Origin of the sequence: Gordonia ajococcus, from assembly GCF_012974285.1 — a bacterium.
In the GTDB taxonomy this organism is placed as follows: Bacteria; Actinomycetota; Actinomycetes; order Mycobacteriales; family Mycobacteriaceae; genus Gordonia; species Gordonia amicalis.
Genome location: NZ_CP052884.1, coordinates 699,603 through 723,611, shown reverse-complemented (window position 1 = coordinate 723,611; position 24,009 = coordinate 699,603). Strand labels below are relative to the sequence as shown.

Genomic DNA, 24,009 nt, shown 5'->3' with positions numbered 1-24,009 from the left:
CTTCTGGACTGAACCCCTCTGGGCCGTCAGTCGGTCTTGGGATGCAACGTGAACATCTCCCAGACCTCTTTCTGGTCCGCCGCCCACGGGTCGTAGACGAAGGGGGCGTGCCGCAACGCCATTCCCGCCTTCCGGGGAGTCCGGTCGGCCTTGAAACCGTTACAGGACTTGCACGCCGCGACCTGGTTGCCGAAAGTGCTGGGCCCTCCCTGGGATACCGGCAGGATGTGGTCCACCGTGTCGGCGGGACCGTCACAGTAGGCGCAGATCCACTGGTCACGACGGAGGATCGTCGCGTTGGAGGCGTAGGAATCCATCGTCTTGCCTGCGTACGGACGGTAGGCGTCCCGCTTGATGGCCACCACCTTGTGGATGGGCAGTGACACCGTCGGCGAATGGACCACGCGCACCAGGGGGGTGCCCTCGACGTTGCGCGCGACCTCGGTGGTCAGCAGGACGGCAGCGCGCCGCCAGGTGACGCGCGCGAGGATCTGTAATCCCGCATTCGTGACGAAGATGGTCATGGATACTCCTCGATGCGTGGGCGAGTGAGCGCGCCGACCATCGAGGTTCACGACCTCAGGAACTGGTGACGCTGGATGTGATTGGTCCGGACCGGGTTCGGGCTGGTAGCCCGTACCGGCAGCCGAGGTCGGTCATCCGCCACTCGCGAACGAACACCGCCATACCGATCGACATCTGCGCCACCTCCTTTCAGTTCTCTTCTGGTCTGCTGTCCGCCACGATAACCGCGGTCAGCGGAGCCTGCCACCGTTCAAGCCGTGTGTTCGCCGATGTTCACGTGCTGAACACAGTGTGTTCGCGGCCTGCCGGGCCGATCTCAGAAGATGTCGGGGAGGTCCTCCGACACCGTGTTCGGGTATGTCGCCGACCGCTTCTCCAGGAACGACATGACGCCCTCGTAGACGTCGCCGGACTGGCCACGATAGAAGATCGCCTTCGAATCGGCGTGATGGGCGTCGAGCGGGCTGGGCGCCCCGGCCATCCGCCACAACAGCTGGCGGGTCAGTGCGGCCGAGACGGGGGCGCTGCCCGCGGTCATCTCGCGCGCCACGGCGATCGCGGTCTCGAGGACCTTGTCCTTCGGCACGACCTGCTGGATCAGTCCGCGCTCGTGCGCCTCGTCGACCTGCACCATCTTGGCGCCGATCGTCCACTGCAGAGCGGTCGGCAGGCCGACGAGTCGCGGGAGGAACCAGCTCGACGCCGCCTCCGGAACGAGGCCGCGGGCGGCGAAGACGAAGCCGAATTTGGCATCTTCGGAAGCGATCCGGACGTCGGCGGGCAGGGTCATGGTGACGCCGACACCGGCCGACGGGCCGTTGATCGCGGCGACGATCGGCTTCAGCGAGGCGAACATGCGCATCGTCAGTTTGCCGCCCTCGTCCGCCGGGACCTCGTCGCCGGCGACCTCCGAGGATGCGTCGAAGGTGGACCCGCCTTCCTCCAGGTCGGCGCCGGCGCAGAACGCCCGACCGGTACCGGTGAGCACCACGGCGCGCACGGAGTCGTCGGCGTCGGTCTCGTCGAATGCCGCTCGGAGCTCCTCGCCCATCTGCACCATGAAGGCGTTGAGACGATCGGGGCGGTTGAGCCAGAAGATCGCGATGTCGCCGTCGCGCTCGACGGTGATGGTGGGTTCGGCCTGGGTGGCCTTCCGGCCGGCCTTTGATGTATCGCTCGTCACACGGGTGATGCTATCGAGAGCCGTCACCGACGATGCAGGCGGCCGATACAAAACGGCGGCGCCACCCTTTCGGGTGACGCCGCCGTCTGTGTCAGATCAGCTGAGGTCAGCTCGCGTCCGAACCGCCGTCGCCTGCCTTGGACAGCTCGACCGGTGCATCCGGAACCGCACGCGGCTTCTCCGAACCGGTGAAGGTGAACTTGGCGTCCTCGCCGTCGCCTTCGCCGTCCCAACCCTCGACGTCGACCAGGACGATCTGTCCGGGGGCGATGTCGCCGAACAGGATCTTCTCCGAGAGCTGGTCCTCGATCTCGCGCTGGATGGTGCGACGCAGCGGACGCGCACCGAGCACCGGATCGAAACCGCGCTTGGCCAGCAGCGACTTCGCGCGGTCGGTGACCTCGAGGGACATGTCCTTGTTCTTCAGCGCAGCTTCCACGCGCGTCAGCATGAGGTCGACCATCTGGATGATCTCGTCACGCGTGAGCTGGTGGAACACGACGATGTCGTCGATACGGTTGAGGAACTCGGGCCGGAAGTGCTTCTTGAGCTCGTCGTTGACCTTCTGCTTCATCCGCTCGTAGCCGGACTTGGTGTCGTCCTTCGACGAGAAGCCCATGCCCACGGCCTTGGAGATGTCGCTCGTACCGAGGTTCGAGGTGAAGATCAGCACGGTGTTCTTGAAGTCGACCGTACGACCCTGACCGTCGGTGAGACGGCCGTCCTCGAGGACCTGCAGCAGGGTGTTGTAGATCTCCGAGTGGGCCTTCTCGATCTCGTCGAACAGCACTACCGAGAACGGCTTGCGGCGCACCTTCTCGGTGAGCTGGCCGCCCTCCTCGTAACCGACGTAGCCGGGAGGGGCACCGAACAGACGCGACGCGGTGAACCGGTCGTGGAACTCGCCCATGTCGATCTGGATGAGCGCGTCGTCCTCGCCGAACAGGAAGTTGGCCAGTGCCTTGGAGAGCTCGGTCTTACCGACACCGGACGGGCCGGCGAAGATGAACGAGCCCGACGGACGCTTCGGATCCTTCAGGCCGGCGCGGGTGCGTCGGATCGCCTTCGAGACCGCCTTGACGGCGTCCTCCTGGCCGATGATCCGCTTGTGCAGCTCCTCCTCCATGCGGAGCAGACGCGTGGTCTCCTCCTCGGTGAGCTTGAACACCGGGATACCGGTCCAGTTGCCCAGGACCTCGGCGATCTGCTCGTCGTCGACCTCGGCCACGACGTCCATGTCGCCGCTGCGCCACTGCTTCTCCCGCTCGGCACGCTCGGCGACCAGCTGCTTCTCCTTGTCGCGGAGGCTGGCGGCCTTCTCGAAGTCCTGCGCGTCGATCGCGCTCTCCTTCTCCTTGCGCGCGTCGGCGATGCGTTCGTCGAACTCGCGCAGGTCTGGCGGCGCGGTCATCCGGCGGATGCGCATGCGTGCACCGGCCTCGTCGATGAGGTCGATCGCCTTGTCCGGCAGGAACCGGTCGTTGATGTAGCGATCGGCCAGCGTGGCGGCGGCGACGAGCGCACCGTCGGTGATCGAGACGCGGTGATGCGACTCGTAGCGGTCACGCAGACCCTTGAGGATCTCGATGGTGTGCTCGACCGACGGCTCACCGACCTGGACCGGCTGGAAGCGACGCTCGAGAGCGGCGTCCTTCTCGATGTACTTGCGGTACTCGTCGAGGGTCGTCGCACCGATGGTCTGCAGCTCGCCGCGGGCCAGCTTCGGCTTGAGGATGCTGGCGGCGTCGATCGCACCCTCGGCGGCACCTGCGCCGACGAGCGTGTGCAGCTCGTCGATGAACAGGATGATGTCGCCGCGGGTGTTGATCTCCTTGAGGACCTTCTTCAGGCGTTCCTCGAAGTCACCGCGGTAGCGGCTGCCCGCGACCAGCGAACCGAGGTCGAGGGTGTAGAGCTGCTTGTCCTTGAGCGTCTCGGGGACCTGGCCGTTGACGATTGCCTGCGCGAGGCCCTCGACGACGGCGGTCTTGCCGACGCCGGGCTCGCCGATGAGAACAGGGTTGTTCTTGGTGCGGCGGCTCAGGACCTGCATGACCCGCTCGATTTCCTTTTCCCGGCCGATGACCGGGTCGAGTTTGCCCTCGGCGGCGGCAGCGGTCAGGTTGCGACCGAACTGGTCGAGGACCAGCGAGGTGGACGGGGTGCCGGACTCGCTGCTGCGACCGCCGGTGCCCGCCTCCTGCGGTTCCTTGCCCTGGTAGCCGCTCAGGAGCTGGATGACCTGCTGGCGGACCCGGTTGAGGTCGGCGCCGAGCTTGACCAGGACCTGCGCGGCGACACCCTCACCCTCGCGGATGAGGCCGAGCAGGATGTGCTCGGTACCGATGTAGTTGTGGCCGAGCTGCAGGGCCTCGCGCAGCGAGAGCTCCAGCACCTTCTTGGCACGCGGGGTGAACGGGATGTGCCCGGACGGCGCCTGCTGGCCCTGGCCGATGATCTCCTCGACCTGACTGCGGACACCTTCCAGAGAGATCCCGAGCGACTCGAGCGCCTTGGCAGCCACGCCCTCGCCCTCGTGGATGAGGCCGAGGAGGATGTGCTCGGTACCGATGTAATTGTGGTTGAGCATCCGCGCTTCTTCTTGGGCCAGAACCACAACCCGTCGCGCGCGGTCGGTGAACCGTTCGAACATTGTTCTCCCTCACATTGCTAGCGCCCCGGCCGCCGCGAGAACCACCTCGTGTGTCCGGTCGGGACAACGCGGTGCGGGTAGGCGACGACCAGCCTGCTTCTACTCTAGAGGTCGTCTCGGGTGTACCTGCAGTTAACGCCCGTGCAGACTGCACGGATTGACCGCGACGGCGGGGATGTGCACTGTACAACTGCGCAGGCCGGGGCGGTGTTCCCGGTCCGCTACGCCGAGAGCGAACGGGCCGCCGGATCACCCGATATCACCCGATATGAGGAAGAACCGGGCTCAGACCGACAAGACCGAGAGAATATTGCCCGACGGGTCGGTGAACCAGGCGATGTCCGGCTCCCCGTCACCACCCCGCACGATGCCCCGCTCGTCGTGCTCGAAACCGTCGTAGCGCAGGATCTCGACCCCCTTGCCGACGAGGTCGTCGACCGTCTTCGCGAGGTCGTCGACGGCGATGTTCAGCACGGTGAACCCCCCCGACCGGTGATCGTCCTTCGGGTACACCATCACCGTCGTCTGACGGCTCACCCGGACACCGGCCACACCCATCGGATAGCGCAGCACCCGCATTCCGAGGACGTCCCGATAGAAGCGCTCGGCCTCGTCGAGGTCGCGGACCGCGAAAGTGCTGCACGTCGACGCGGGCGGCCCCAGCGCGATCTCCTCCGCGTCGGAGAACCAGACGATCTGGATCCAGTTGCCGTCGGGATCGGTGGCCGTCCCGAGGAAGTTGCCGTCGCGTTCCTCGAGGGGACTGATCCACTCGGCGCCGAGCGAGTCCAGGCGCGCAGCGGTCGCGCGCGGGTCGTCGACCTCCACGTTCAGGATCGAGCGGGCGCCGTCGCCGTTGGGGCCGGACACATCGTCGCGTTTGTCGAACATGAGGTAGAAGCCGTCGAGTTCGACGACGTCGTAGCCGGGCCCGCCGTCGCCGGTGGACTCGACCTTCGCCTCGAACGCCGTCGCGTACCAGTGCGCGAGTCGTGCGGGGTCGTCGCTGGACAGTATCATTGAGCCGATCGTTGCGGTTGCCATACCAATCCTGACCGGACGAGGGCGCCGAATTCATCGGTCACGACCGAGTCGGGCAATTCACCCGACCGCCCCGATCAGGAGAGGCTAGCGTCACAGGTCATGAGTGCCGGCGAAAGACCTGCAGTCCCGTCCACTCCCGCCTCCCCGGACACCGGGGAACCGTCACGACGTCCGAGTTCGGTCAACCTGACCGTCTTCGTCGCGTCGGCCGCCATCGTGCTCGCCTTCGCGATCTGGGCGCTGGCCGCACCGGCTGCGGCGGAGACCGTCATCAACGACGTCCGCGATTTCATCACCCGCTGGTTCGGCTGGTGGTACTTCATCCTCGCCACCGCGATCGTCGGTCTCGTCGTGTTCCTCGGTGTCAGCAAGTACGGGCGGTACCGCCTCGGGCCGGAAGAGTCCCGTCCCGAGTACAGCTTGTTCACCTGGACGTCGATGCTGTTCGCCGCAGGCATCGGTATCGACCTGATGTTCTTCTCGGTCGCCGAGCCGGTCACCCATTTCCTCACCCCGCCGACCGGCGTCCCGGAGAGCAACTTCGCGGCACGGGAAGCCGTGACGTGGACGGTCTTCCACTACGGGATCACCGGCTGGGCGATGTACGCGCTGATGGGCGGTGCCCTGGCCTATTTCGCGTTCCGGCACAACCTGCCGCTGACCATCCGCGCGGCCCTGTACCCGATCTTCGGCAAGCGCGTCGAGGGACGATGGGGCGACGCGATCGACGTCGCGGCCGTGCTCGGCACCATCTTCGGCATCGCGACCTCGCTGGGAATCGGCGTCGTACAGCTCAACTTCGGCCTCAACGAGATCTTCGGCATCGAGCAGGGCAAGGCCGCCCAGATCGGGCTCATCGCCCTGTCGGTGGTCATCGCCACCGCATCGGCGACGTCCGGTGTGGACAAGGGTATTCGGCGGTTGTCCGAGATCAACGTGATCCTCGCGATCGTGATGCTCGTCTACATCACGGTCGCCAAGGACGCGGGCTTCCTGCTCAACGGTCTGGTCCAGAACGCGGGCGACTACGTGTCGACGTTCGCCGACCGCACCCTCGACACCTTCGCGTGGGATCAGGTGAATCCCGCGCCGGGACAGGACGCTCGGGCCTTCGTCGACGGCTGGACGCTGTTCTTCTGGGCCTGGTGGGTGGCCTGGGCGCCGTTCGTGGGACTGTTCCTGGCGCGTATCTCCCGCGGACGGACGTTGCGGCAGTTCATCTTCGGCGTCCTCGTGGTCCCGTTCAGCTTCATCCTCATCTGGATCTCGATCTTCGGGAACAGCGCCCTGGCTGTCGCCCGCGGTGATCAGGAGTTCGCCGAGACCACCGCCTCGACCCCGGAGGCCGGCTTCTACTCGCTGCTCGAGCAGTACCCGGGGGCAACGCTGCTGATCGGTGTCGCGACCATCACCGGCCTGCTGTTCTATGTGACCAGCGCCGACTCGGGTTCGCTGGTGATGGGCAACTTCACCAGCCGCCTCACCGACCCGATGGCCGATTGCCAACGCTCCCTTCGCATCTTCTGGTCGGTCGCCATCGGCCTGCTGACCCTGTCGATGCTGTTCGCCGGAGGTGGCGACGGATCGATCCTGACCTTGCAGGCCGCGACCGTCATCATGGGCCTGCCCTTCTCCTTCGTCCTCGGCCTGATCGGGGTGTCACTACTGCGTGCGGTACGCAACGAGTCGTACAAACTCGACAGCTTCCGTACGACGCTGCCGAAGGTGATCGCGGTCGGACGCGGGCCGACCGAACACGGCAGCTGGCGCCAACGCCTGGTCGGAACACTCCGGTTCCCCGGTCGGGTCGCCACCCGCAGGTACATCACGGCGACGGTTGTCCCGGCGATGCACGAGGTCGCGGAACAGTTCGGTCGGGAGGGCGTCACGGCGACGGTCGACGAGTCGGAGGTCAACGAGGGTTTGCCGTCGCCTCGCCTCATCGTCGAACTCGCCGACGTCCCGGCCTTCGAGTACTGCGTGTGGCCGGTGTCCGCACCGACGCCCACGTATGCGGTTCGCAGCCAGCGTTCCGACGACCGGTACTTCCGGTGCGAGGTATACCTGACCGAGGGTTCACAGGGATATTCGTTGTCGGGGTACAACCGTGAACAGATCATCGGCGACATTCTCGATCAGTACGAACGACATCTGGGTTATCTCCATCTACGTGACTCGGCCGCCGATCACCACGACCCTGCCGCCGACCTCCCGGACACCGTCGCCGGCACCGGATTCCCGAACGCCGGTACGGTCGCAGAGGCGGACATACCCGACAGCGATCCGGAAGGAGCGCCTGCTCCATGAGCGAGACTCTCTACATCGACGGCCGGTGGTGCGCCGCGAGATCCGGCAAGACCCGCGAGATACGCTGCCCGGCCGACAATTCCATGGTGGGTGTGGTCGCCGAGGCGTCCGCGGACGACACCGAGGCGGCGATCGCAGCTGCCCGGCGCGCCTTCGATATCGGGGAGTGGAGCGCCACCCCGGCCGCCGAGCGGGGCGATCTCCTCCTCCGCGTCGCCGATCAGATCGATGCGCGCCGAGACGAATTCGTCCGAGCCGAGACCCTCGACACGGGCAAACGTCCGTATGAGTCGGATATCGACATGACCGACATCGCCAACTGCTTCCGGTATTTCGGAAAGCTGGCCGCGCAGGACGCCGGTCGTGTCGTCGACACCGGGTCGCCCGATGCCGATTCGCGGATCGTCTACGAACCGGTCGGCGTCTGCGGCCTCATCACGCCGTGGAACTATCCGCTGCTGCAGGCGGCGTGGAAGGTGGCGCCCGCCCTGGCGGCCGGCAACACCTTCGTCCTCAAACCCGCCGAGCTGACGCCGCACACCTCGATCCTCCTGCTGGAAGTGCTTGACGGCCTCGGCCTTCCGGCCGGGGTTGCGAACCTCGTACTCGGCGCCGGAGCGGATGCGGGAGCGCCGCTGTCGTCGCATCCCGACGTCGACCTGGTCTCCTTCACCGGCGGACTGGTGACGGGGCGGGTCATCGCGCGCGAGGCCGCGGCGACGGTGAAGAAGGTGGCCCTCGAACTCGGCGGCAAGAACCCGAACGTCGTGTTCGCGGACGCCTGCGCCACCGACGATCTGCTCGCCGCCGCGGTGGACAACGCACTCAACGCGGCGTTCTTGCACTCGGGTCAGGTGTGTTCCGCGGGCGCACGACTCGTCGTCGAGGAGTCGGCGCACGACCGGTTCGTCGACGAACTGGTCCGGCGCGCCGAGCAGATCCGTCTGGGACTGCCGTACTCCGAGGGCACCGAGACCGGACCGCTGATCTCCGAGGCGCATCGCGACAAGGTGCACGCCTACGTCGAACAGGCCCGAGCCGACGGCGCGATCATCCGCACCGGCGGCGCCTTCGCGACCGGCGACCAGGGGTCGGGCAGCCTCGACGACGGCTGGTTCTACCTGCCCACCGTCATCGACGGCGCCGACCGTTCGATGGCCTGTGTGCACGACGAGGCCTTCGGCCCCACCGTGACCGTCGAGACCTTCACCACCGAGGACGAGGCGGTGAGGTTGGCCAACGACACCGTCTACGGTCTCGCCGGGGCGGTGTGGTCGGCCGACGCCGCCCGCGCCCGCCGCATCGCCGGACGCATACGGGCAGGAACGGTGTGGGTCAACGACTTCGGCCCCTACCTACCCGAGGCGGAGTGGGGCGGCTACGGCCAGTCCGGCTTCGGACGTGAGCTCGGACCGTCGGGTCTGGCCGAGTACCGCGAGGCCAAGCACGTCTACGAGAATCTCCGGCCGGGTGTGACCGGCTGGTTCGAGAACCGGAAGGGGCCGCAGTGAGCGAGTCGCACGGCACGGAGACCTACGACTACGTGGTCGTCGGCGGCGGTTCGGCGGGCGCCGCGGTGGCGTCCCGGTTGTCCGAGGACCCGTCGGTCACGGTGTGCCTGCTGGAAGCCGGCCCGTCCGATGTCGGGGACGACGCGATCCTGCGACTCGACCGTTGGATGGAGCTGCTCGAATCCGGGTACGACTGGGACTATCCCATCGAGCCGCAGCGCAACGGCAACGACTTCATGCGGCACGCCCGCGCAAAGGTGCTGGGCGGCTGCAGTTCCCACAACAGCTGCATCGCGTTCTGGGCACCGCGAGAGGACCTCGACTCCTGGGAGCGCGACTTCGGTTGTGCAGGCTGGGGTTCGGAGGAGCTGTATCGACTCTTCCCTCGGATCGAGACCAACGACGCCCCCGGCGACCATCACGGCCGCAGCGGACCCGTCCACATCATGACGGTGCCGCCGAACGACCCGTGCGGTGTCGCCGTGCTCGATGCCTGTGAGGCCGTCGGCATCCCGCGGACCGAGTTCAACAGCGGGAAGACGGTCGTCAACGGCGCCAACTTCTTTCAGATCAACCGACGTCCCGACGGAATCAGGGCGTCGTCGTCGGTGAGTTATCTGCACCCGCACCTCGATCGGCCGAATCTCACGATCCGTACCGGATCCTGGGCCAAGCGGATCGTCATCGAGAAGATCGACGGCGAGCTCCGGGCCGTCGGCGTCGACATCACCGACAACGCGTTCGGCCGGACGACCAGGATCGACGCCGGACGCGAGGTGATCGTGTCGGCGGGGGCCATCGACACCCCGAAACTGCTGATGCTCTCGGGGATCGGGCCGGCCGATGATCTTCGTCAGCACGAACTCGACGTCTTCGTCGACTCCCCCGGCGTCGGCGAACACCTCCAGGACCATCCCGAGGGCGTCATCGGATTCGAGACGAAAAAGCCCATGACACAGGAGTCGACCCAGTGGTGGGAGGCCGGCATCTTCACGACCGTCGACGATGATCTGGATCGGCCGGACCTCATGATGCATTACGGCAGCGTGCCCTTCGACATGCACACCCTGCGCCAGGGGTACCCGACCAGTGAGAACACCTTCTGCCTCACCCCGAATGTCACCCATGCGCGATCGCGGGGCACGGTGAAGCTGCGCTCCCGTGATTTCCGGGACAAGCCGCGCGTCGACCCGCGGTACTTCACCGACCCCGAGGGTTACGACATGCGGATCATGACCGCAGGCCTGCGCAAGGCGCGCGAGATCGCTTCCGCCGCACCGCTGCGAGAATGGGTTGCGCGCGAACTGTATCCGGGACCGGACACCACCGGTGACGAGGAACTGGCCGACTACATCCGTCGCACCCACAACACCGTCTACCACCCGGTGGGCACGGTACGGATGGGACCGCCGGACGACGAGATGTCGCCGCTCGACCCCGAACTGCGGGTCAAGGGCGTGGCGGGCCTGCGCGTCGCCGACGCGTCGGTCTTCCCCGAGCACACCACGGTGAACCCGAACCTGACCGTGATGCTCGTCGGGGAACGGTGTGCCGAGCTGGTGGCCGGCAGCTAGGTCCGGAACGAGTCGACGATGCGGTCGAGGACCGCGGCGACCTCCGCGGTCGCTGCGTCCCGGTCCTGCGCCGCAGCGACGTACAGGGCGGCCTCGTCGAGCGCACCGATCGCGACGTGGGCGAGGGGTCGGGTCGGCTGATCGACGGCCTGACCGGCCGCGATCGCGGCCTGGATCAACCCCTCGACGAGGGCGAAACCGAACTCTTCACCTCGCGCGCGCCATTGCGCCCAGCCGAGGACGGACGGTGCCTCGACGAGGGTGATCCGGTGTACCGAGGGCTCGGTGCAGAGTTCGAGGAAGAGCCGCATGCCCGTCTTGAGCGCGGCGATCGGGTCCTCGGCGGCGAGAGCGCCGGCGGCTTCGGCGATCTGTGCGACCACATCCTGTTCCACCGCGTCGTAGACGGCCGTGAACAGGCCCTTCTTGTCTCCGAACTGGTGGTAGAGCGCACCACGGGTCACGCCCGCCGCGTCGACGATCTCCTGGGTGCCCACGTCGGCGAAACCGCGTTCACCGAAGAGCTTGCGACCTGCGGCGATGAGCGCCGCGCGGGTGGCCGCGGTGCGTTCGGCCTGGGTCCGACGGTTGACTTTCATACAGTCTGCACGTAACTTTCGTACTCAGTGTTCGTAAGTTATCCGAGTCTACGAGAAGCGGACCTCGCCATGGCAAACTTGCTGCCGACCGTCGAACTCCCGTCCGGTGTGATCGAGTACGCCACGTACGGACCCGCCGACACCGCACTTCCGCCGATCGTCTTCATGCACGGCGCCGTCGTCGACCATCGTCTGTGGGAACCGGTGGCCGAGCTCCTCGCCGAACGCGGCCACCGTTGCTTCGTCCCGTTGATGCCGCTCGGTTCGCACCGGATCCCGTGGGGGCCGGACGCGGATCGTTCGCCGCGCGGGGCGAGCCGGCTGCTCCGCGAGTTCGTCGGACACTTCGACCTGTCGTCGGCGACCCTGGTGGCCAACGACACCGGCGGCGCGGTCACCCAGTTCGCGCTCGACGAGGATCCCCGCTTCGTGAGCCGCGTCGTGTTCACCAACTGCGATGCCTTCGATCTGTTTCCGCCGCAACCGTTTCGGCTGTTCTTCGCATTGATGCGACACCGGTTGTTGCTGAAGCCCCTGGTCGATTCGATGCGGCTCACGACCCTCCGGCATTCCCCGCTCGGCGTCGGCCTGCTGCTCAACGATCCCGATCCCGACCTCACCGCCTCCGTGTTCGTTCCCCTGCAAGACGACGTCCGCATCCGCGACGACTTCAGAGCGTTCCTGCGCGAGATCAGCCCCGCGGAGCTCGCCACCGTGACCGCACGCATGTCGCGGGTCGACCTGCCCGTCCGCTTCGTGTGGGGCCGTGACGATCGGTGTTTCACCCTGGAACACGGCCGGCGGTTCGCCTCGGTCTTCACCGGAGCCGACGGCGAGGGTGCGCGGTTCGTCGAGATCGCCGACGCCCGAACGTTCGTGTCGCTGGACCAACCGCATGCGGTGGCGGCGGAGATCGCGACGTTCACCGCGGAAGAGTCGGAGAAGAAACTTCGCTGAAGGGCGTCGGATTCCGGGGCCCCCGCACGACGATGAATACGTGAGCAGCGACCACACCGATTCTTCCGGACCAGCGGGACTGCTGGCGGTGTACGACCAGGCACTGCCGGCGGTGTATGGATTCGTCGTCCGGCGCTGCGCGGATCGCCGAACCGCCGAGGACGTGACGTCGGAGACCTTCCTGGCCGCCATGGACTCCGTTCGCCGGCACCGGGGCACCGAACCGACGACTCCCTGGCTCATCGGGATCGCGCGGCACAAGCTCGCCGATCACTGGCGGCGGGCTCAACGCACACCGGAACCGGTCGACGACGTCCCCGACCACGGGGACGACCCGTGGGACACCGAACTCGACCGCATGGTCGCCCATCACACGCTGAGGCAACTGACGCCGATCCACCGCGCAGTCCTCACATTGCGCTACGTCGACGACCTACCGGTCGGCGAATGCGCGGAGATCCTCGGTCGCACGGTCGGTGCCACCGAGGCGCTTCTCACCCGCGCGAAGCGCGCCTTCCGCGCGGCCTACCCCGAAACACAACCCCAGAGCAGCGGGAGAGGAGGTCACGCATGAGCACCCGGAACAGCACACGCTTCGGTGAGGCACGGGATCCGCTGCACGTACTGCGCGCAGCCGACACTCCCGGCTTCGACGATCCCGTCGAACCCGACCGCGGTTTCGCCGCCTCGTTGCGCGACCGCCTCGAACGCGGGGCGAACCTACCGCAAGGAGTCATCATGGCCACCGCAACACAATTCGACGAACTGACCACCACCGATACCGCCATCACATCCGACGCGATCGTCGAACGCCCCGGCGCACTTCCCTACCTCACCGTGGCGGAGCCGCAGGCCGCCATCGACTGGTACATCGCCAATCTCGGCGCGCGGCTGCGTGGGCAGCCGATCGTCATGGACGACGGCGTCATCGGTCACGCCGAGCTCGAGATCGGCGGCGGTGTCATCTATCTCGCCGCCGAGTTCCCGGATCTGGGACTGCGGGCGCCTGCCCCCGGTCACGTGTCGGTGAGTCTGATGGTCGCGGTCGACGACACCGACACAGCCATCGCGACGACCGCCCGGGCCGGCGCCTCCGTCACCCGTGAACCCTACGAGGCGCACGGCACGCGGACCGGGGTCATCGTCGACCCGTTCGGTCACCGCTGGATGCTGACCGGACCGTCGAAGACACAGTTGTCCAACCGCATCCATCAGGGCGACATCGGCTACATGTCCCTGAACACCCCGGACGCCGCACGCGCGCGCCGGTTCTACGGCGAGGTCCTCGGTTGGGAGTTCGATCCCGAGGGGCGTCGTGTGACCAATATCGGTCACCGGCTGGGCATCTTCGAGACAGACGGCGACCCGACGGTGTTCTGCGCCTACGCCGTCGACGATCTCGAGGCGGCCCATGCGCGCATCGTCGCAGCCGGCGGACAGGGCGAATTCGGGTCGAGTCCCGACGGGCACCGGATCGTCGACGCCGTCGACGCCCAGGGCGTGCGATTCGCGGTGTACGCCACCGAACCCGGCGACGTGCGGCCTGCCCAACATCCCCGCGGCATCGGCGCGATGAGCTACCTGACCGTGCTCACGCCGGACAGCGCGCGCTACCGGGACTTCTACGGATCAGTGCTCGGCTGGACGTTCCACGGCGGTCGCATCGACGACGGCTGGGAGGTCGACGATGTGCGACCCCAGGTCGGGATCGCCGGTGGCGCCGACACTTCCGTGGCGGTCCCGATGTGGGTGATCGACGATGTCGAGGGTGCGGTCGCACGTGTCCGCGCCGCTGGTGGCAGCGTCCTCGAGGAACCCCGCACCGCGCCGTACGGTATCTCCGCGCGGTGCACCGACGACCAGGGAGCGCAGTTCTACCTCGGCCAGTTGTTCTGAGGCTACGGTCCGATGTCGCACGCGACCTCGATCCGGGGACGCAAGCTCGATCGAGTTCGTATCGCCGGGTTGATGTCGCGTGCGACTTCGTTCGGGACGTAACCGACTGCGCACAGCCAATTAGCCACGCACCTGTGGATGACGATCCGAACCTGTCGGCGGGTTGATCTACATTGGTAGGTAACAGATTCAGCCATCCAGGTTGGGCTGTAGACGTTGTGGGGGCAGCGTGTCGGGTGCATGGACCGATCTACCGGACGAGTTCCACGCCGGGGTCGATCCTGCCCACCCCGAACGCTCCGACACCGCAACCCATATGGAACGGTTGCGGTCGATCCGCCACGGCGAAGCCCACCTGGCGTGGAGCCGCTACCAATCGATCGCCACCATCTACGACCAACTCGTCGTCAACAGCGATGGCGGGTTCTTCATCGATCGCTACACCGAGATGGTCACCCGGGTGTGCCGCGAAGATGCCATCACCCGCTACCGAGCTGATCAGTGGGTCGGCGAAGCACTCGCCCTGCGCGACCGGCTACCGAAAGTAGCGACCACCCTGCGTGACGGCATCCTGTCGCGGGAGTTGATCCAGACCGTCATCACCCGTACCGACCTCATCTCCGATGACGCCGTGATCGCCGACCTCGACACCGAGATCGAACACATCCTGCGCAACCGTAAGGGGGCGTGGTCGAAACCCACACTGCGGGACATGGTCGACCGCTTGGTGTTCCGGCACGATCCTGACGCGGTGCGGGAGCGTCGTCGCGAAGCCTTGGACAAGCGGGGCGTGTGGATCGACAACTTCGCCGACGGTACCGGCGAGATCACCGGGGTGATGGCTGCTGAGAACGTCCGCATCGCGGAGAAGGCGGTGAAAGCCCTCGCCGACACCGTCTGCGCGCATGACGGACGCAAACGCAACCAACGCAACTCCGATGCCATGTTCGCCCTGTTGACCGGCACCGTCTTCGAGTGTCAGTGTGGGCGCGAGGATTGCGACGCCGAGGTCCCGGACCCTGCCGAGGTCGTCCGCTCGGTGAGCACCGAGCTCATCATCCACGTCGTCACCGACCCGGCCACCCTTGACGGCGCCCCTGGTATCGGCTGGGTCGACGGCCACGGCGTGATCTCCGACGAGCACGTCCGTGACCTCGCCGACCGGCCCGATGCGACCATCAAGCCGGTCACCCCGGTCCGCACCCCACCGGCCCGTGTTGTCGCCGACGACGCAACCGACGCCCCGTCGACCGAGGTCGTCTTCGTCTATCCGGGTGCGCAGGCGGCCGATCCGTACCGCCCGACCACCGCGTGCGCCGAGTTCGTGCGGGTGCGTGACGGCTACTGCACCGAACCCGGCTGCCCGAGTTCAGCCTTCGACAGCGACCTCGACCACGTCACCGAGTACGACCGCACCAACCCCACCCAGGGCGGGGCGACGTCGAGTGAGAACCTCAACGCCAAATGCCGGTTCGGGCACCTGCACAAGACCTTCGGCGACTGGATCGATGCCCAATACCGCGACGACGACGGCCACCTCGTCACCGAATACCGCACTCCGGAGGGTTTCACCATCCCCGGTGGCGCCGAAACCCTGGAAGACCTCTTCCCCAACCTGCGGCGTATCCGCTACGAACAACCACCCCAGGCACCACCCACACCCCGAGTGATCACCGGCGAGGACGCCCGGTCGCCCACCAACCGGCTTGCGCGCAAACACGCACGCCGGCGGGCCGAACGTGCCCGCAACAAGAAACAACGCCTCGCCGACCAGAAGGAGCCGCCACCTTTCTGACCTGGGTTGTCACCGACCCACGAGCAACCCGACGACGAGCACCACCACGGCGGCGGTCGTCAACACCGACCGGACGATGTTCCACGGGACCCAGACCGACGTGAACTCGGTCCACACGCGGGCAGCCTCGTCGCCACGCGCGTCGGCGGCGGCGTCGAGGCGGTTGTTGGCCGGCACGTTGACGGTCAAGGTGATGACGACACCGAGCAGAGCGAGAAGAGTCGCGCCGAGGACCCACCAGCGCAAGCCGTCATTCCAGGCCGCCCACGTACTCAGAGCGCCGAACACCACACCGCCACCGAAGATGACCGCGAACAGGGGATTCAGAATGGCAGTGTTCATTCGTTGCATCGCCGGGACGGCGACGTCGGCGCCGGCGCGGGTCAGGCCGGGTATGACGGAGTAACCGAAGCCCGCCAGCACACCAACGCTGAGTCCAGTGGAGACGACGGTGAGGGTCACGAGTACGTCCTGCAAAAAGTCCACGAGGACAAGTCCACCGCGTGTGACGACAGAACGCCATGGTTCACTCTTACCCATGTCCTCACGCTCCCGCGCCCGGGCGCTTTCCGCGCGCCTGCCGTTCGGTATCGGGACCGTCGTACTGATCCTCTGCGCAGCGATGCTCGTCACCGTCGGCGTGGTGCTCTCCGGTGGCAAGTACCAGGTGGACGACACCGAGTACGCATATGGGGAACTGCGCGACTACCACCGGGCGCCGTCCATCGCCTGGACCATCGTCGGCCACGAGGATCTGCCCGACTATCGCGACGAGGTCACCATCCAGGTCGTCGACACCTCGGACGAGGGCTGGCTCATCGCCTACCCCTCCGGCCTGGGCCGCTCGTTCACGATGGTGGACCGACGCAACGGTCGTATGCTCTGGGACTCACCCATCAACGCCGGCCAAGGCGACTGCGCCGTCAACGAGGCCGGGCAGGTGGGCTGCGCCGTCCAACTCGGCACGCCGCTCGACGACGGCTTCTATCTCGTCGACGACGCGGGACACCCGACGCAGACCTCCGAGTACCTGGACACCAAGAAGGTCGTCGGACTCGGCAACAACTTCCTGCGCGTCAACCGCGTCGGCCACCAGGTCTCGCTGAACACCCCGGCCGGGAACACCATCTGGGCACGAACCTTCGCCGCGCCGGTCGTCGACATCGAGGTCACCGGCGACATCGTCGTCGTCAAGACCGCGGACGCCAGCCAGTACCTGGTGAACCCGACGAACGGCGACAACCGCATCGCCTGCGACCAGTGCAACATCGCCCTCTATCCGACGGGCGTGACCGTCGAGCACCAGGACCACAACGCCGAGCGGGTCACCAGCTACGCCACCGTCAACGGACGCGTCGACGCGGACCCCGTCAGCGACTCAGAAGGCCTGCAGGTGGAGTCCGGTCCGTCGACGCTTGCGTTGCTGACCGCGTCCAACCGCATCTTCGCCGACCGTGGAGAGTACGAGGTCCGCGACCCGGCCCGACAGGGCGCTCTGTGGCGGATCAGCGACCGGGAACTCTCCAAGTCGGGGGCCATCGCCTGCGGCTCACTGGTCAACTTCGGGCGCCTCGACGGTTCGCGGACGACGTACGCGCTCGCGGACGGCAAGCACATCGGCAGCGGTCCGCCGCCCGGTCCGGAGCAACCCATCCTGGCCAACCCCGCCTGCATCGGGTCGACGGACACCACCATGATCCTCTCGAATCAGGGACAGCTGACCGCCCTGACGCCGGAGAACACCGTGGCCTGGGAACAGGGCGTCGGCTCCCCCGGGCTGATCAAAGTCATCGAGGGTTACATCGTCCTCAGCGAGGGCGCCACGATGTCCGTTCTGCGTCCGAATTGAGGCTCGTGTGGGCCGTCTCACATCCACACGAGTGCGCCCGCGGCTACCTGCGAAGACACACAGTCGTCCAACTGTCCAGACCTAGGTTGGTCACGGACAGATAACGCTTTGCTCACGACCACGTGTACGGTCGGCTCGGTTCCGAAAGCACGAACCATCAGCAGTACACGCGAGGTCACAGTTTTGGGTAAGCATTCCAAGCCACGGAAGAAAACACGCACACCGCTGTGGGCCACAGCCCTCCTCCCCGTCGGGGTCCTGGCGGGCGCGGCAACCGCAGGAGCCGAGCTGTCCCACCCGACAGCCGCCCCGGAGCCCAGCATCCCCGCCAAGGGCGTGACGGCCACCGCGGCTCCGGCGCTCACCCCCGCCGTGAAAGTCCACCCGGTCGCCCCCGTACCGAAGCCGGCACCCGCCCCGGTCATCCGACCGGCGAGCGTCACCTCCGGCGCAGTCCCCGCGACCAACTATGACGCCTACAAGAGGGCCGCGACGACCATCGCCGACACCAGCCCGCGCTGCGGGATCGACTGGAAGGTCATCGCCGGCATCGGCAAGGTCGAGTCCCATCACGCCGACCAGGGCAACGTCAATCCCGACGGCGTGCTGCGCAGCGCCATCTTCGGTCCCGTCCTCAACGGCACGCTCGCCGGCAACGAGGTCATCAGCGACACCGACGGCGGTGAGCTCGACCGCGACGCGGCCTACGACCGCGCGGTCGGCCCCATGCAATTCCTGCCGTCGACCTGGAAGGCCTACGCGGCCGACGGCAACGGTGACGGAAAGTCGGACCCGCAGAACATCTTCGACGCCGCGCTGACCACTGCGCGCTACCTGTGCGACGACCACCTGGACCTGCGCAACCCGGCGTCGCTGACCACCGCGATCCTGCGGTACAACAACTCGATGGAGTACGTGAACAACGTACTCGGGTTCGCGCGTTCCTACTGACCCGAACTACTGCTGGGCTAAAAACGCCTGTAGCGCAGCGGAATACATCGGCACGTCGGCGGCACCCATCAGTTCGCGCGCGGAGTGCATCGCGAGCTGTGGAGCCCCGACGTCGATCGTCGCCAGTCCCGTGCGGGTCGCGGTGATCGGTCCGATCGTCGAACCGCAGGGCAGATCCGCCCGATGGACGTAGCGCTGCATCGGTACGCCGGCGTCGTCGCAGGCCATCGCGAAGACGGCCTCCCCCAGAGCATCCGAGGCGTAGCGGAGATTCTGGTTCACCTTGAGCACCGGACCGCCGCCGATCGAGATCCGATGGCCGGGCTCATGTCGCTCGGGATAGTTCGGGTGCGTCGCGTGGGCCATGTCTCCGGACAGGCACACGCTCGCCGCCATCGCCTGCAGATAGTCGGAGCGAGAACCGCCGCGCGCTAACACGATCCGCTCGCACACCGAGGCCAGGAAGTCCGATGCGGCACCGCGCTCGGAGCCGCTGCCGACCTCTTCGTGGTCGAACAGCGCCAGCATGCGGGTATTCGTCGACGACGAGCCGTCGAGCAGCGCCCGCAGTCCCGCGTAACAGGTGCCCTGATTGTCCAAACGCGGTGCGCTGAGCAGATTCTCCGCCGTACCGATCAGCGCCGAGGGCGCGATGTCGTGGGTCATCAGTTCCCAGCCCAGCAGTGTGCCGGGGTCGATCCCCGCATATTCGGCGACCCAGCCGAGGACGTCGGGGGCGCCGTCGTCGAGGCCCCAGAGTCCGTCGACGTGCCGCTGCGGATCGGGCGAGACGCCTTTCCGGTCCTCCGACAGGTGGATTGCCAGCTGCGGCACCCGTACCACTGCTTCGGTCACGTGGACGAGCGTGTGCGCCACGCGATCTCCCGCCCGATAGGCGAGTCGCCCGGACAGTCCGAGATCACGGTCGAGCCAAGAGTTGAGCCACGCGCCCCCGTAGGGTTCGAGCGCGATCATCGCCGCGCCGGCCGATGAACGGTCGGGATGCTGTTTCAGCCGGAGGTTGGGACTGTCGGTGTGCCCGCCGACGATACGAAACGCCGGACCTCCACCCGTTTCCCACGCGATGAGGGAGCCACCGCGGATCACATAGGACTTCGACGACGCCGCACTGACCGCGGACGGCCACGCCTGATCCTCGAAAAGCCGTGTGTACCCCGCATTCTCGAGCTCGCGGGCGACGGTGGCGCAGACGTGGAAGGGCGACGGCGACGCGTCGATGAACCCGCCGAGCCCGGACGCCGAGGCGCTGGTCGGGATCCTCGGTCCGGTCATACCGAGGCGAGCACCGAGTCGATCACCGAGTAGAACAGGCCGAGACCGTCGTCGCTGGGGCCGGTGAGCGGTTCGGTCGCGTGCTCGGGATGCGGCATGAGCCCGACGATCCGCCCGTTGGGGCTGGAGATCCCGGCGATGTCGAGTGCCGACCCGTTCGGATTGCGCTCCGGGTAGGTGAACACGATCAGGCCCTCACCCTCGAGCTCTTCGAGCTTGCGCTCCGACGCCACATACCGACCTTCGCCGGACTTCAGCGGGATGAGGATCTCCGCGCCCCGCTCGAACCGGGTCGTCCATGCGGTGGTGTTGTTCTCGACGCGCAGCCACTCGTCGCGGCAGATGAAATGCAGGCCCTCATTGCGGGTGAGCGCGCCCGGCAGCAGGCCGGCCTCGCACAGCACTTGGAATCCGTTGCAGATACCGAGAACCGGCATACCCTTGCCGGCCGCGTCGACGACCGAGCCCATCACCGGCGCGAAACGCGCGATGGCGCCGGCACGGAGGTAGTCGCCGTAGGAGAAGCCGCCGGGCACGATGACCGCGTCGACGCCCTTCAGGTCGGCGTCGCCATGCCACAGCGCAATGGGTTCGGCACCCGCGAGCCGGACCGCGCGCGCGGCGTCGACGTCGTCGAGGGTGCCGGGGAAGGTGATGACACCGATCCGAGCTGTCATGCCGCCTACTCCGCGACCCGAGAGACGTTGAAGTTCTCGATGACCGTGTTGGTCAACAACTCTTCGGCGATCCGCTCCAGGGTCACGTCGTCGACGGTGTCGTCGACCTCGAGTTCGAAGCGCTTGCCCTGACGGACGTCGCCGATCCCGGTGAATCCGAGCCGACCCAGTGCGCCGACGATGGCCTGCCCCTGCGGGTCGAGAATCTCGGCTTTGGGCATCACGTCGACCACCACTCGCGCCATGGCACCGCTCCTCAATGTCTACTGATCAGTTCTCGCCTGGTCAGCTTACCGGGTGCCCCAAATCGGCTCAGAGCACGGATTCGATCGCGGCGACGACGGTGGGGTCGGTCGGCTCGGTACGCGGACGGAAACGGTTGACGACCTCACCGTCGGCGTTGACGAGGAACTTCTCGAAGTTCCACTGGATGTCGCCGGCCTCTCCGTCGGCGTCGGCGTGCCGGGTCAGCTCGGCGTACAGCGGATGGCGCCCGTCGCCGTTCACGTCGGTCTTCTCGAGCAGCGGGAACGTGACCCCGTAGGTGGTCGAGCAGAAGGTCGCGATCTCTTCGGCGGTGCCGGGCTCCTGGCCCATGAACTGGTTGCACGGGACGCCCACGACGGTCAGCCCCTTGTCGCCGTAGGACTTGGCGAGCTGCTCGAGACCTTCGTACTGCGGGGTGAGGCCGCACTTGCTGGCGACGTTGACGATCAGCAGCGGCCCACCGAAGTCCTTCAGCGAGACGTCGGAGCCGTCGAGAGAGGTGACCGGGATGTCTTTGATGTTGCCCATGGGGAGAGATTAGACGTCCTCGACGGAAGTGCACCACGCAGCGTGAGACGGGGCTCACACCATCTCGCAGCATATGTGCCATTTCACACCTATTGCGTTTCCGCAATAGTTGCATCGGAGTTAGCATTTTCCGGTGTCTGAGGAAACCTCGTGCGCCTACGGCGCCGCCGACCCGATCGATTCTGCATCGATCGAGTCCGCTTCGGCGGCCCTCGTCGCATTCCTCGATCGGCTCCTCGACCTCGGCCGGCCCGAGACAATGGAGAGTCTCGCCGCCACCGACATCACCTTCTCGCAGCTGAGGGTGCTCTGCGCGCTCGGCAGCCATGACGGTCCGATGCCGGTCAACGCCATCGCCGAGCAGGTTCAGCTGTCCCTCGCGGCCGCGGGCCGGACGGTCGACAAGCTGGTCTGCAGCGGCTTCGCCGACCGTCGTGAGGACTCGGCGGACCGTCGGATCAAGCGGGTCTCGCTCACCGACGACGGCGTGCGCTACCTCGAGACACACCTGGCGCTGCAGCACGACACCGTACGACGGTTCGTGGCCGGCCTGCCCGCCGAACTCCGGGACAACCTGTGTTCGGCGCTGCGACCCATCGTCGACGACGCCGTCGACCACTTCTGCCTGACGGTCCCGACCAGGCAGGAGGCGTCGTGACCCCCACCCGGGGCCGCCCCCACGGCAATCTCCTCGCCCGTTGACCGCGAACAACTCCCGACACCCGCTCGTCGCCCGCACGTAGTAGATCGAGACCGCCCTTGCGCAGGGCCGTCTCTCGACCGACCGATAGGAACACGCATGACATCATCCACCGGAGGCCACCTCCACGAAGGTCCGCCGGACACCAAGCTGGACCGCAACGTCCTGATGGTCGCCGGTGTGGTCGTGCTCGGCGCGATCATGTCGATTCTCGATGTCACCGTCGTGGCCGTCGCACAGAACACCTTCCAGCAGGAGTTCAACACCGACGCCGCCGGTGCGGCATGGACCGCGACCGGTTACACCCTTGCCCTGGCCGCGGTCATCCCGCTGTCGAGCTGGGCGGCATCGCGTTTCGGCACCAAGAAGGTCTATCTCGTCTCACTGGTGCTGTTCACCCTCGGTTCCGTGCTGTGTGCGCTGGCCCCGAACATCGGTGCGCTGGTCGCGTTCCGCGTGATCCAGGGTCTCGGCGGCGGCATGCTGATGCCCGTCGGCATGATGATGCTGACCAAGGCCGCCGGCCCGGAACGAGTGGGCTCGGTCATGGCAGTCCTCGGCATCCCGATGCTGCTCGGCCCGATCTCGGGCCCCATCCTCGGCGGCGTCCTCATCGAGCAGCTGAGCTGGCACTGGATCTTCCTGATCAATGTCCCCATCGGAATCGGCGCCCTGATCTTCTCCTGGATCGTCCTTCGCGACGACGCGGAGACCACGCGCTCGTCGATCGACGTCGTCGGTCTGCTGCTCCTGTCGCCGGGCCTGGCGCTGTTCCTGTTCGGCATCTCCTCGAGCGCGGAGCACCGGACCTTCGTCAGCGGGCAGGTGCTGATCCCGACGATCATCGGCGCGATCCTGATCGTCGCGTTCATCGCCCACGCGCTGCGCAAGAAGAACCCGCTCCTGGATCTGAAGCTCTTCAAGAACCGCACGCTGAGCATCGCGGTGCTGACCATGGTGCTGTTCATGATCGCGTTCTTCGGTGCCGCACTGCTGTTCCCGCAGTACTTCATCGGCGTCCGCGGCGAATCCACCCTGGCGGCCGGTCTCCTCCTGGCACCGCAGGGCATCGGCGCCATGCTGACCATGCCGATCGCCGGAAAGCTCACCGACAAGATGGGCCCGGGCAAGTTCGTGCTGGGCGGCATCGTGCTGATCCTCGTCGGCATGGCGACCTTCACCATGCTCGGTGCAACCACCTCGTACTGGCTGATCTGCGGTTCGCTGTTCGTGCAGGGTCTCGGCATGGGTATGACGATGATGCCGATCATGTCGGCGGCGCTCGCCACCCTGAACAATGCGCAGGTGCCCGACGGTTCGACGCTGATGAATGTCATCCAGCAGGCGGCCACCTCGATCGGCACCGCGGTGATCTCGGTGATCCTCGCCAGCAGTCTCGCGAACAAGCCGGAGGCGGGTCTCGCGATCATGGCGAACACCTCCGACAAGCCGCTGCCGCCGGGAGTCCCGAACCCGCTGCCGGAGTCGTTCTTCGACACCGCGGCCGACGTGTTCTCCAACACCTTCGTGGTGTCGGTCGTGCTGATCGTGCTCACGTTGATCCCGGCGTTCTTCCTGCCCCGCAAGAAGATCGCGTCACCCCTGACCGAAGAGGATCTGGACCGCGGACCGATCATGATGCACTGATCGGGCGACCTGACCGGAAGAGCCCCACCGACTTGCGGGTCGGTGGGGCTCTT

General features: G+C 66.7%; 21 protein-coding genes. 11 read left to right on the top strand and 10 right to left on the bottom strand.

Annotation, left to right across the window (positions count from 1 at the left end; genetic code table 11):
• Positions 1–26: 26 nt before the first annotated feature.
• The 4 genes from GAA2_RS03280 to GAA2_RS03265 form a co-directional block, all read right to left on the bottom strand.
• Positions 27–524 carry an HNH endonuclease gene (locus GAA2_RS03280; protein ID WP_024500158.1) on the bottom strand — a complete coding sequence of 166 codons (498 nt, stop codon included), beginning with the start codon at positions 522–524 and terminating at the stop codon, positions 27–29.
• Positions 525–841: 317 nt separating this feature from the next.
• A complete protein-coding gene (locus GAA2_RS03275; protein ID WP_191834719.1) occupies positions 842–1,708 on the bottom strand; it encodes an enoyl-CoA hydratase-related protein in 867 nt (288 codons plus the stop codon).
• A gap of 106 nt (positions 1,709–1,814) precedes the next feature.
• Entirely contained in the window at positions 1,815–4,361 is a 2,547-nt protein-coding gene (locus GAA2_RS03270; protein WP_024500160.1) for an ATP-dependent Clp protease ATP-binding subunit, read from the bottom strand.
• Positions 4,362–4,646: 285 nt separating this feature from the next.
• Positions 4,647–5,405 (bottom strand): VOC family protein, encoded by a 759-nt coding sequence (locus GAA2_RS03265; protein WP_191834718.1) that lies wholly within the window; start codon positions 5,403–5,405, stop codon positions 4,647–4,649.
• A 99-nt stretch (positions 5,406–5,504) separates the two neighbouring features.
• Between GAA2_RS03265 and betT the strand changes: the two genes are divergently transcribed.
• From betT to GAA2_RS03250, 3 genes are read left to right on the top strand one after another with little or no spacing between them, the layout of a single operon-like run.
• A complete protein-coding gene (gene betT, locus GAA2_RS03260; protein ID WP_159404496.1) occupies positions 5,505–7,712 on the top strand; it encodes a choline BCCT transporter BetT in 2,208 nt (735 codons plus the stop codon).
• Positions 7,709–9,223 (top strand): aldehyde dehydrogenase family protein, encoded by a 1,515-nt coding sequence (locus tag GAA2_RS03255; protein WP_191834717.1) that lies wholly within the window; start codon positions 7,709–7,711, stop codon positions 9,221–9,223. Before betT ends, GAA2_RS03255 begins: the two co-directional genes overlap by 4 nt.
• Positions 9,220–10,797, top strand: a complete 1,578-nt coding sequence (locus tag GAA2_RS03250) for a GMC family oxidoreductase (protein WP_159404498.1) — start codon at positions 9,220–9,222, stop codon at positions 10,795–10,797. Before GAA2_RS03255 ends, GAA2_RS03250 begins: the two co-directional genes overlap by 4 nt.
• Here GAA2_RS03250 and GAA2_RS03245 read toward each other — a convergent pair.
• A complete protein-coding gene (locus tag GAA2_RS03245) occupies positions 10,794–11,396 on the bottom strand; it encodes a TetR/AcrR family transcriptional regulator (RefSeq protein WP_096273053.1) in 603 nt (200 codons plus the stop codon). The genes GAA2_RS03250 and GAA2_RS03245 overlap by 4 nt on opposite strands.
• A gap of 69 nt (positions 11,397–11,465) precedes the next feature.
• On the opposite strand from GAA2_RS03245, the gene GAA2_RS03240 reads away from it, so the two are divergent.
• From GAA2_RS03240 to GAA2_RS03225, 4 genes are all read left to right on the top strand, one after another.
• A complete protein-coding gene (locus GAA2_RS03240) occupies positions 11,466–12,353 on the top strand; it encodes an alpha/beta fold hydrolase (protein WP_096273051.1) in 888 nt (295 codons plus the stop codon).
• A gap of 40 nt (positions 12,354–12,393) precedes the next feature.
• Positions 12,394–12,927, top strand: a complete 534-nt coding sequence (locus GAA2_RS03235; RefSeq protein ID WP_096273049.1) for an RNA polymerase sigma factor — start codon at positions 12,394–12,396, stop codon at positions 12,925–12,927.
• Positions 12,924–14,249, top strand: coding sequence for a VOC family protein (locus GAA2_RS03230; RefSeq protein WP_191834716.1), 1,326 nt, complete (start codon positions 12,924–12,926; stop codon positions 14,247–14,249). Before GAA2_RS03235 ends, GAA2_RS03230 begins: the two co-directional genes overlap by 4 nt.
• A gap of 229 nt (positions 14,250–14,478) precedes the next feature.
• Positions 14,479–16,044, top strand: a complete 1,566-nt coding sequence (locus GAA2_RS03225; protein ID WP_191834715.1) for an HNH endonuclease signature motif containing protein — start codon at positions 14,479–14,481, stop codon at positions 16,042–16,044.
• Between the two features lie 9 nt (positions 16,045–16,053).
• On the opposite strand, the gene GAA2_RS03220 is transcribed toward GAA2_RS03225, so the two are convergent.
• On the bottom strand, positions 16,054–16,530 hold the full coding sequence (locus GAA2_RS03220) for a DUF1772 domain-containing protein (RefSeq protein ID WP_040004642.1): 477 nt from the start codon (positions 16,528–16,530) through the stop codon (positions 16,054–16,056).
• Positions 16,531–16,582: 52 nt separating this feature from the next.
• On the opposite strand from GAA2_RS03220, the gene GAA2_RS03215 reads away from it, so the two are divergent.
• Both GAA2_RS03215 and GAA2_RS03210 read left to right on the top strand, forming a co-directional pair.
• The gene (locus GAA2_RS03215; protein ID WP_006435804.1) at positions 16,583–17,893 is read left to right on the top strand and encodes a PQQ-binding-like beta-propeller repeat protein; all 1,311 of its coding nucleotides are present in this window, start codon (positions 16,583–16,585) and stop codon (positions 17,891–17,893) included.
• A 183-nt stretch (positions 17,894–18,076) separates the two neighbouring features.
• A complete protein-coding gene (locus tag GAA2_RS03210; RefSeq protein ID WP_191834714.1) occupies positions 18,077–18,844 on the top strand; it encodes a lytic transglycosylase domain-containing protein in 768 nt (255 codons plus the stop codon).
• Between the two features lie 6 nt (positions 18,845–18,850).
• On the opposite strand, the gene GAA2_RS03205 is transcribed toward GAA2_RS03210, so the two are convergent.
• The 4 genes from GAA2_RS03205 to GAA2_RS03190 form a co-directional block, all read right to left on the bottom strand.
• Entirely contained in the window at positions 18,851–20,137 is a 1,287-nt protein-coding gene (locus tag GAA2_RS03205) for a M18 family aminopeptidase (RefSeq protein WP_096273043.1), read from the bottom strand.
• Entirely contained in the window at positions 20,134–20,814 is a 681-nt protein-coding gene (gene purQ / locus GAA2_RS03200; protein WP_096273041.1) for a phosphoribosylformylglycinamidine synthase subunit PurQ, read from the bottom strand. The genes GAA2_RS03205 and purQ overlap by 4 nt, the downstream gene beginning before the upstream one ends.
• A 5-nt stretch (positions 20,815–20,819) precedes the next feature.
• The gene (gene purS, locus GAA2_RS03195) at positions 20,820–21,059 is read right to left on the bottom strand and encodes a phosphoribosylformylglycinamidine synthase subunit PurS (protein WP_006435808.1); all 240 of its coding nucleotides are present in this window, start codon (positions 21,057–21,059) and stop codon (positions 20,820–20,822) included.
• 67 nt (positions 21,060–21,126) lie between these two features.
• Complete coding sequence (locus tag GAA2_RS03190) at positions 21,127–21,609, bottom strand: glutathione peroxidase (RefSeq protein WP_006435809.1); 483 nt, start codon at positions 21,607–21,609, stop codon at positions 21,127–21,129.
• A gap of 133 nt (positions 21,610–21,742) precedes the next feature.
• Between GAA2_RS03190 and GAA2_RS03185 the strand changes: the two genes are divergently transcribed.
• Both GAA2_RS03185 and GAA2_RS03180 read left to right on the top strand, forming a co-directional pair.
• Entirely contained in the window at positions 21,743–22,267 is a 525-nt protein-coding gene (locus tag GAA2_RS03185) for a MarR family winged helix-turn-helix transcriptional regulator (RefSeq protein WP_159404501.1), read from the top strand.
• Between the two features lie 141 nt (positions 22,268–22,408).
• Positions 22,409–23,956, top strand: a complete 1,548-nt coding sequence (locus tag GAA2_RS03180; protein WP_024500170.1) for a DHA2 family efflux MFS transporter permease subunit — start codon at positions 22,409–22,411, stop codon at positions 23,954–23,956.
• Positions 23,957–24,009 lie beyond the last annotated feature (53 nt).

Bases quoted from the DNA above. Each gene is read 5' to 3' on its own strand.
- GAA2_RS03280 (WP_024500158.1), bottom strand. From the start codon at position 524: ATGACCATCTTCGTCACGAATGCGGGATTACAGATCCTCGCGCGCGTC.
- GAA2_RS03270 (WP_024500160.1), bottom strand. From the start codon at position 4,361: ATGTTCGAACGGTTCACCGACCGCGCGCGACGGGTTGTGGTTCTGGCC.
- GAA2_RS03265 (WP_191834718.1), bottom strand. From the start codon at position 5,405: ATGGCAACCGCAACGATCGGCTCAATGATACTGTCCAGCGACGACCCC.
- betT (WP_159404496.1), top strand. From the start codon at position 5,505: ATGAGTGCCGGCGAAAGACCTGCAGTCCCGTCCACTCCCGCCTCCCCG.
- GAA2_RS03255 (WP_191834717.1), top strand. From the start codon at position 7,709: ATGAGCGAGACTCTCTACATCGACGGCCGGTGGTGCGCCGCGAGATCC.
- GAA2_RS03245 (WP_096273053.1), bottom strand. From the start codon at position 11,396: ATGAAAGTCAACCGTCGGACCCAGGCCGAACGCACCGCGGCCACCCGC.
- GAA2_RS03240 (WP_096273051.1), top strand. From the start codon at position 11,466: ATGGCAAACTTGCTGCCGACCGTCGAACTCCCGTCCGGTGTGATCGAG.
- GAA2_RS03230 (WP_191834716.1), top strand. From the start codon at position 12,924: ATGAGCACCCGGAACAGCACACGCTTCGGTGAGGCACGGGATCCGCTG.
- GAA2_RS03215 (WP_006435804.1), top strand. From the start codon at position 16,583: ATGTCCTCACGCTCCCGCGCCCGGGCGCTTTCCGCGCGCCTGCCGTTC.
- GAA2_RS03205 (WP_096273043.1), bottom strand. From the start codon at position 20,137: ATGACCGGACCGAGGATCCCGACCAGCGCCTCGGCGTCCGGGCTCGGC.
- purQ (WP_096273041.1), bottom strand. From the start codon at position 20,814: ATGACAGCTCGGATCGGTGTCATCACCTTCCCCGGCACCCTCGACGAC.
- purS (WP_006435808.1), bottom strand. From the start codon at position 21,059: ATGGCGCGAGTGGTGGTCGACGTGATGCCCAAAGCCGAGATTCTCGAC.
- GAA2_RS03190 (WP_006435809.1), bottom strand. From the start codon at position 21,609: ATGGGCAACATCAAAGACATCCCGGTCACCTCTCTCGACGGCTCCGAC.
- GAA2_RS03180 (WP_024500170.1), top strand. From the start codon at position 22,409: ATGACATCATCCACCGGAGGCCACCTCCACGAAGGTCCGCCGGACACC.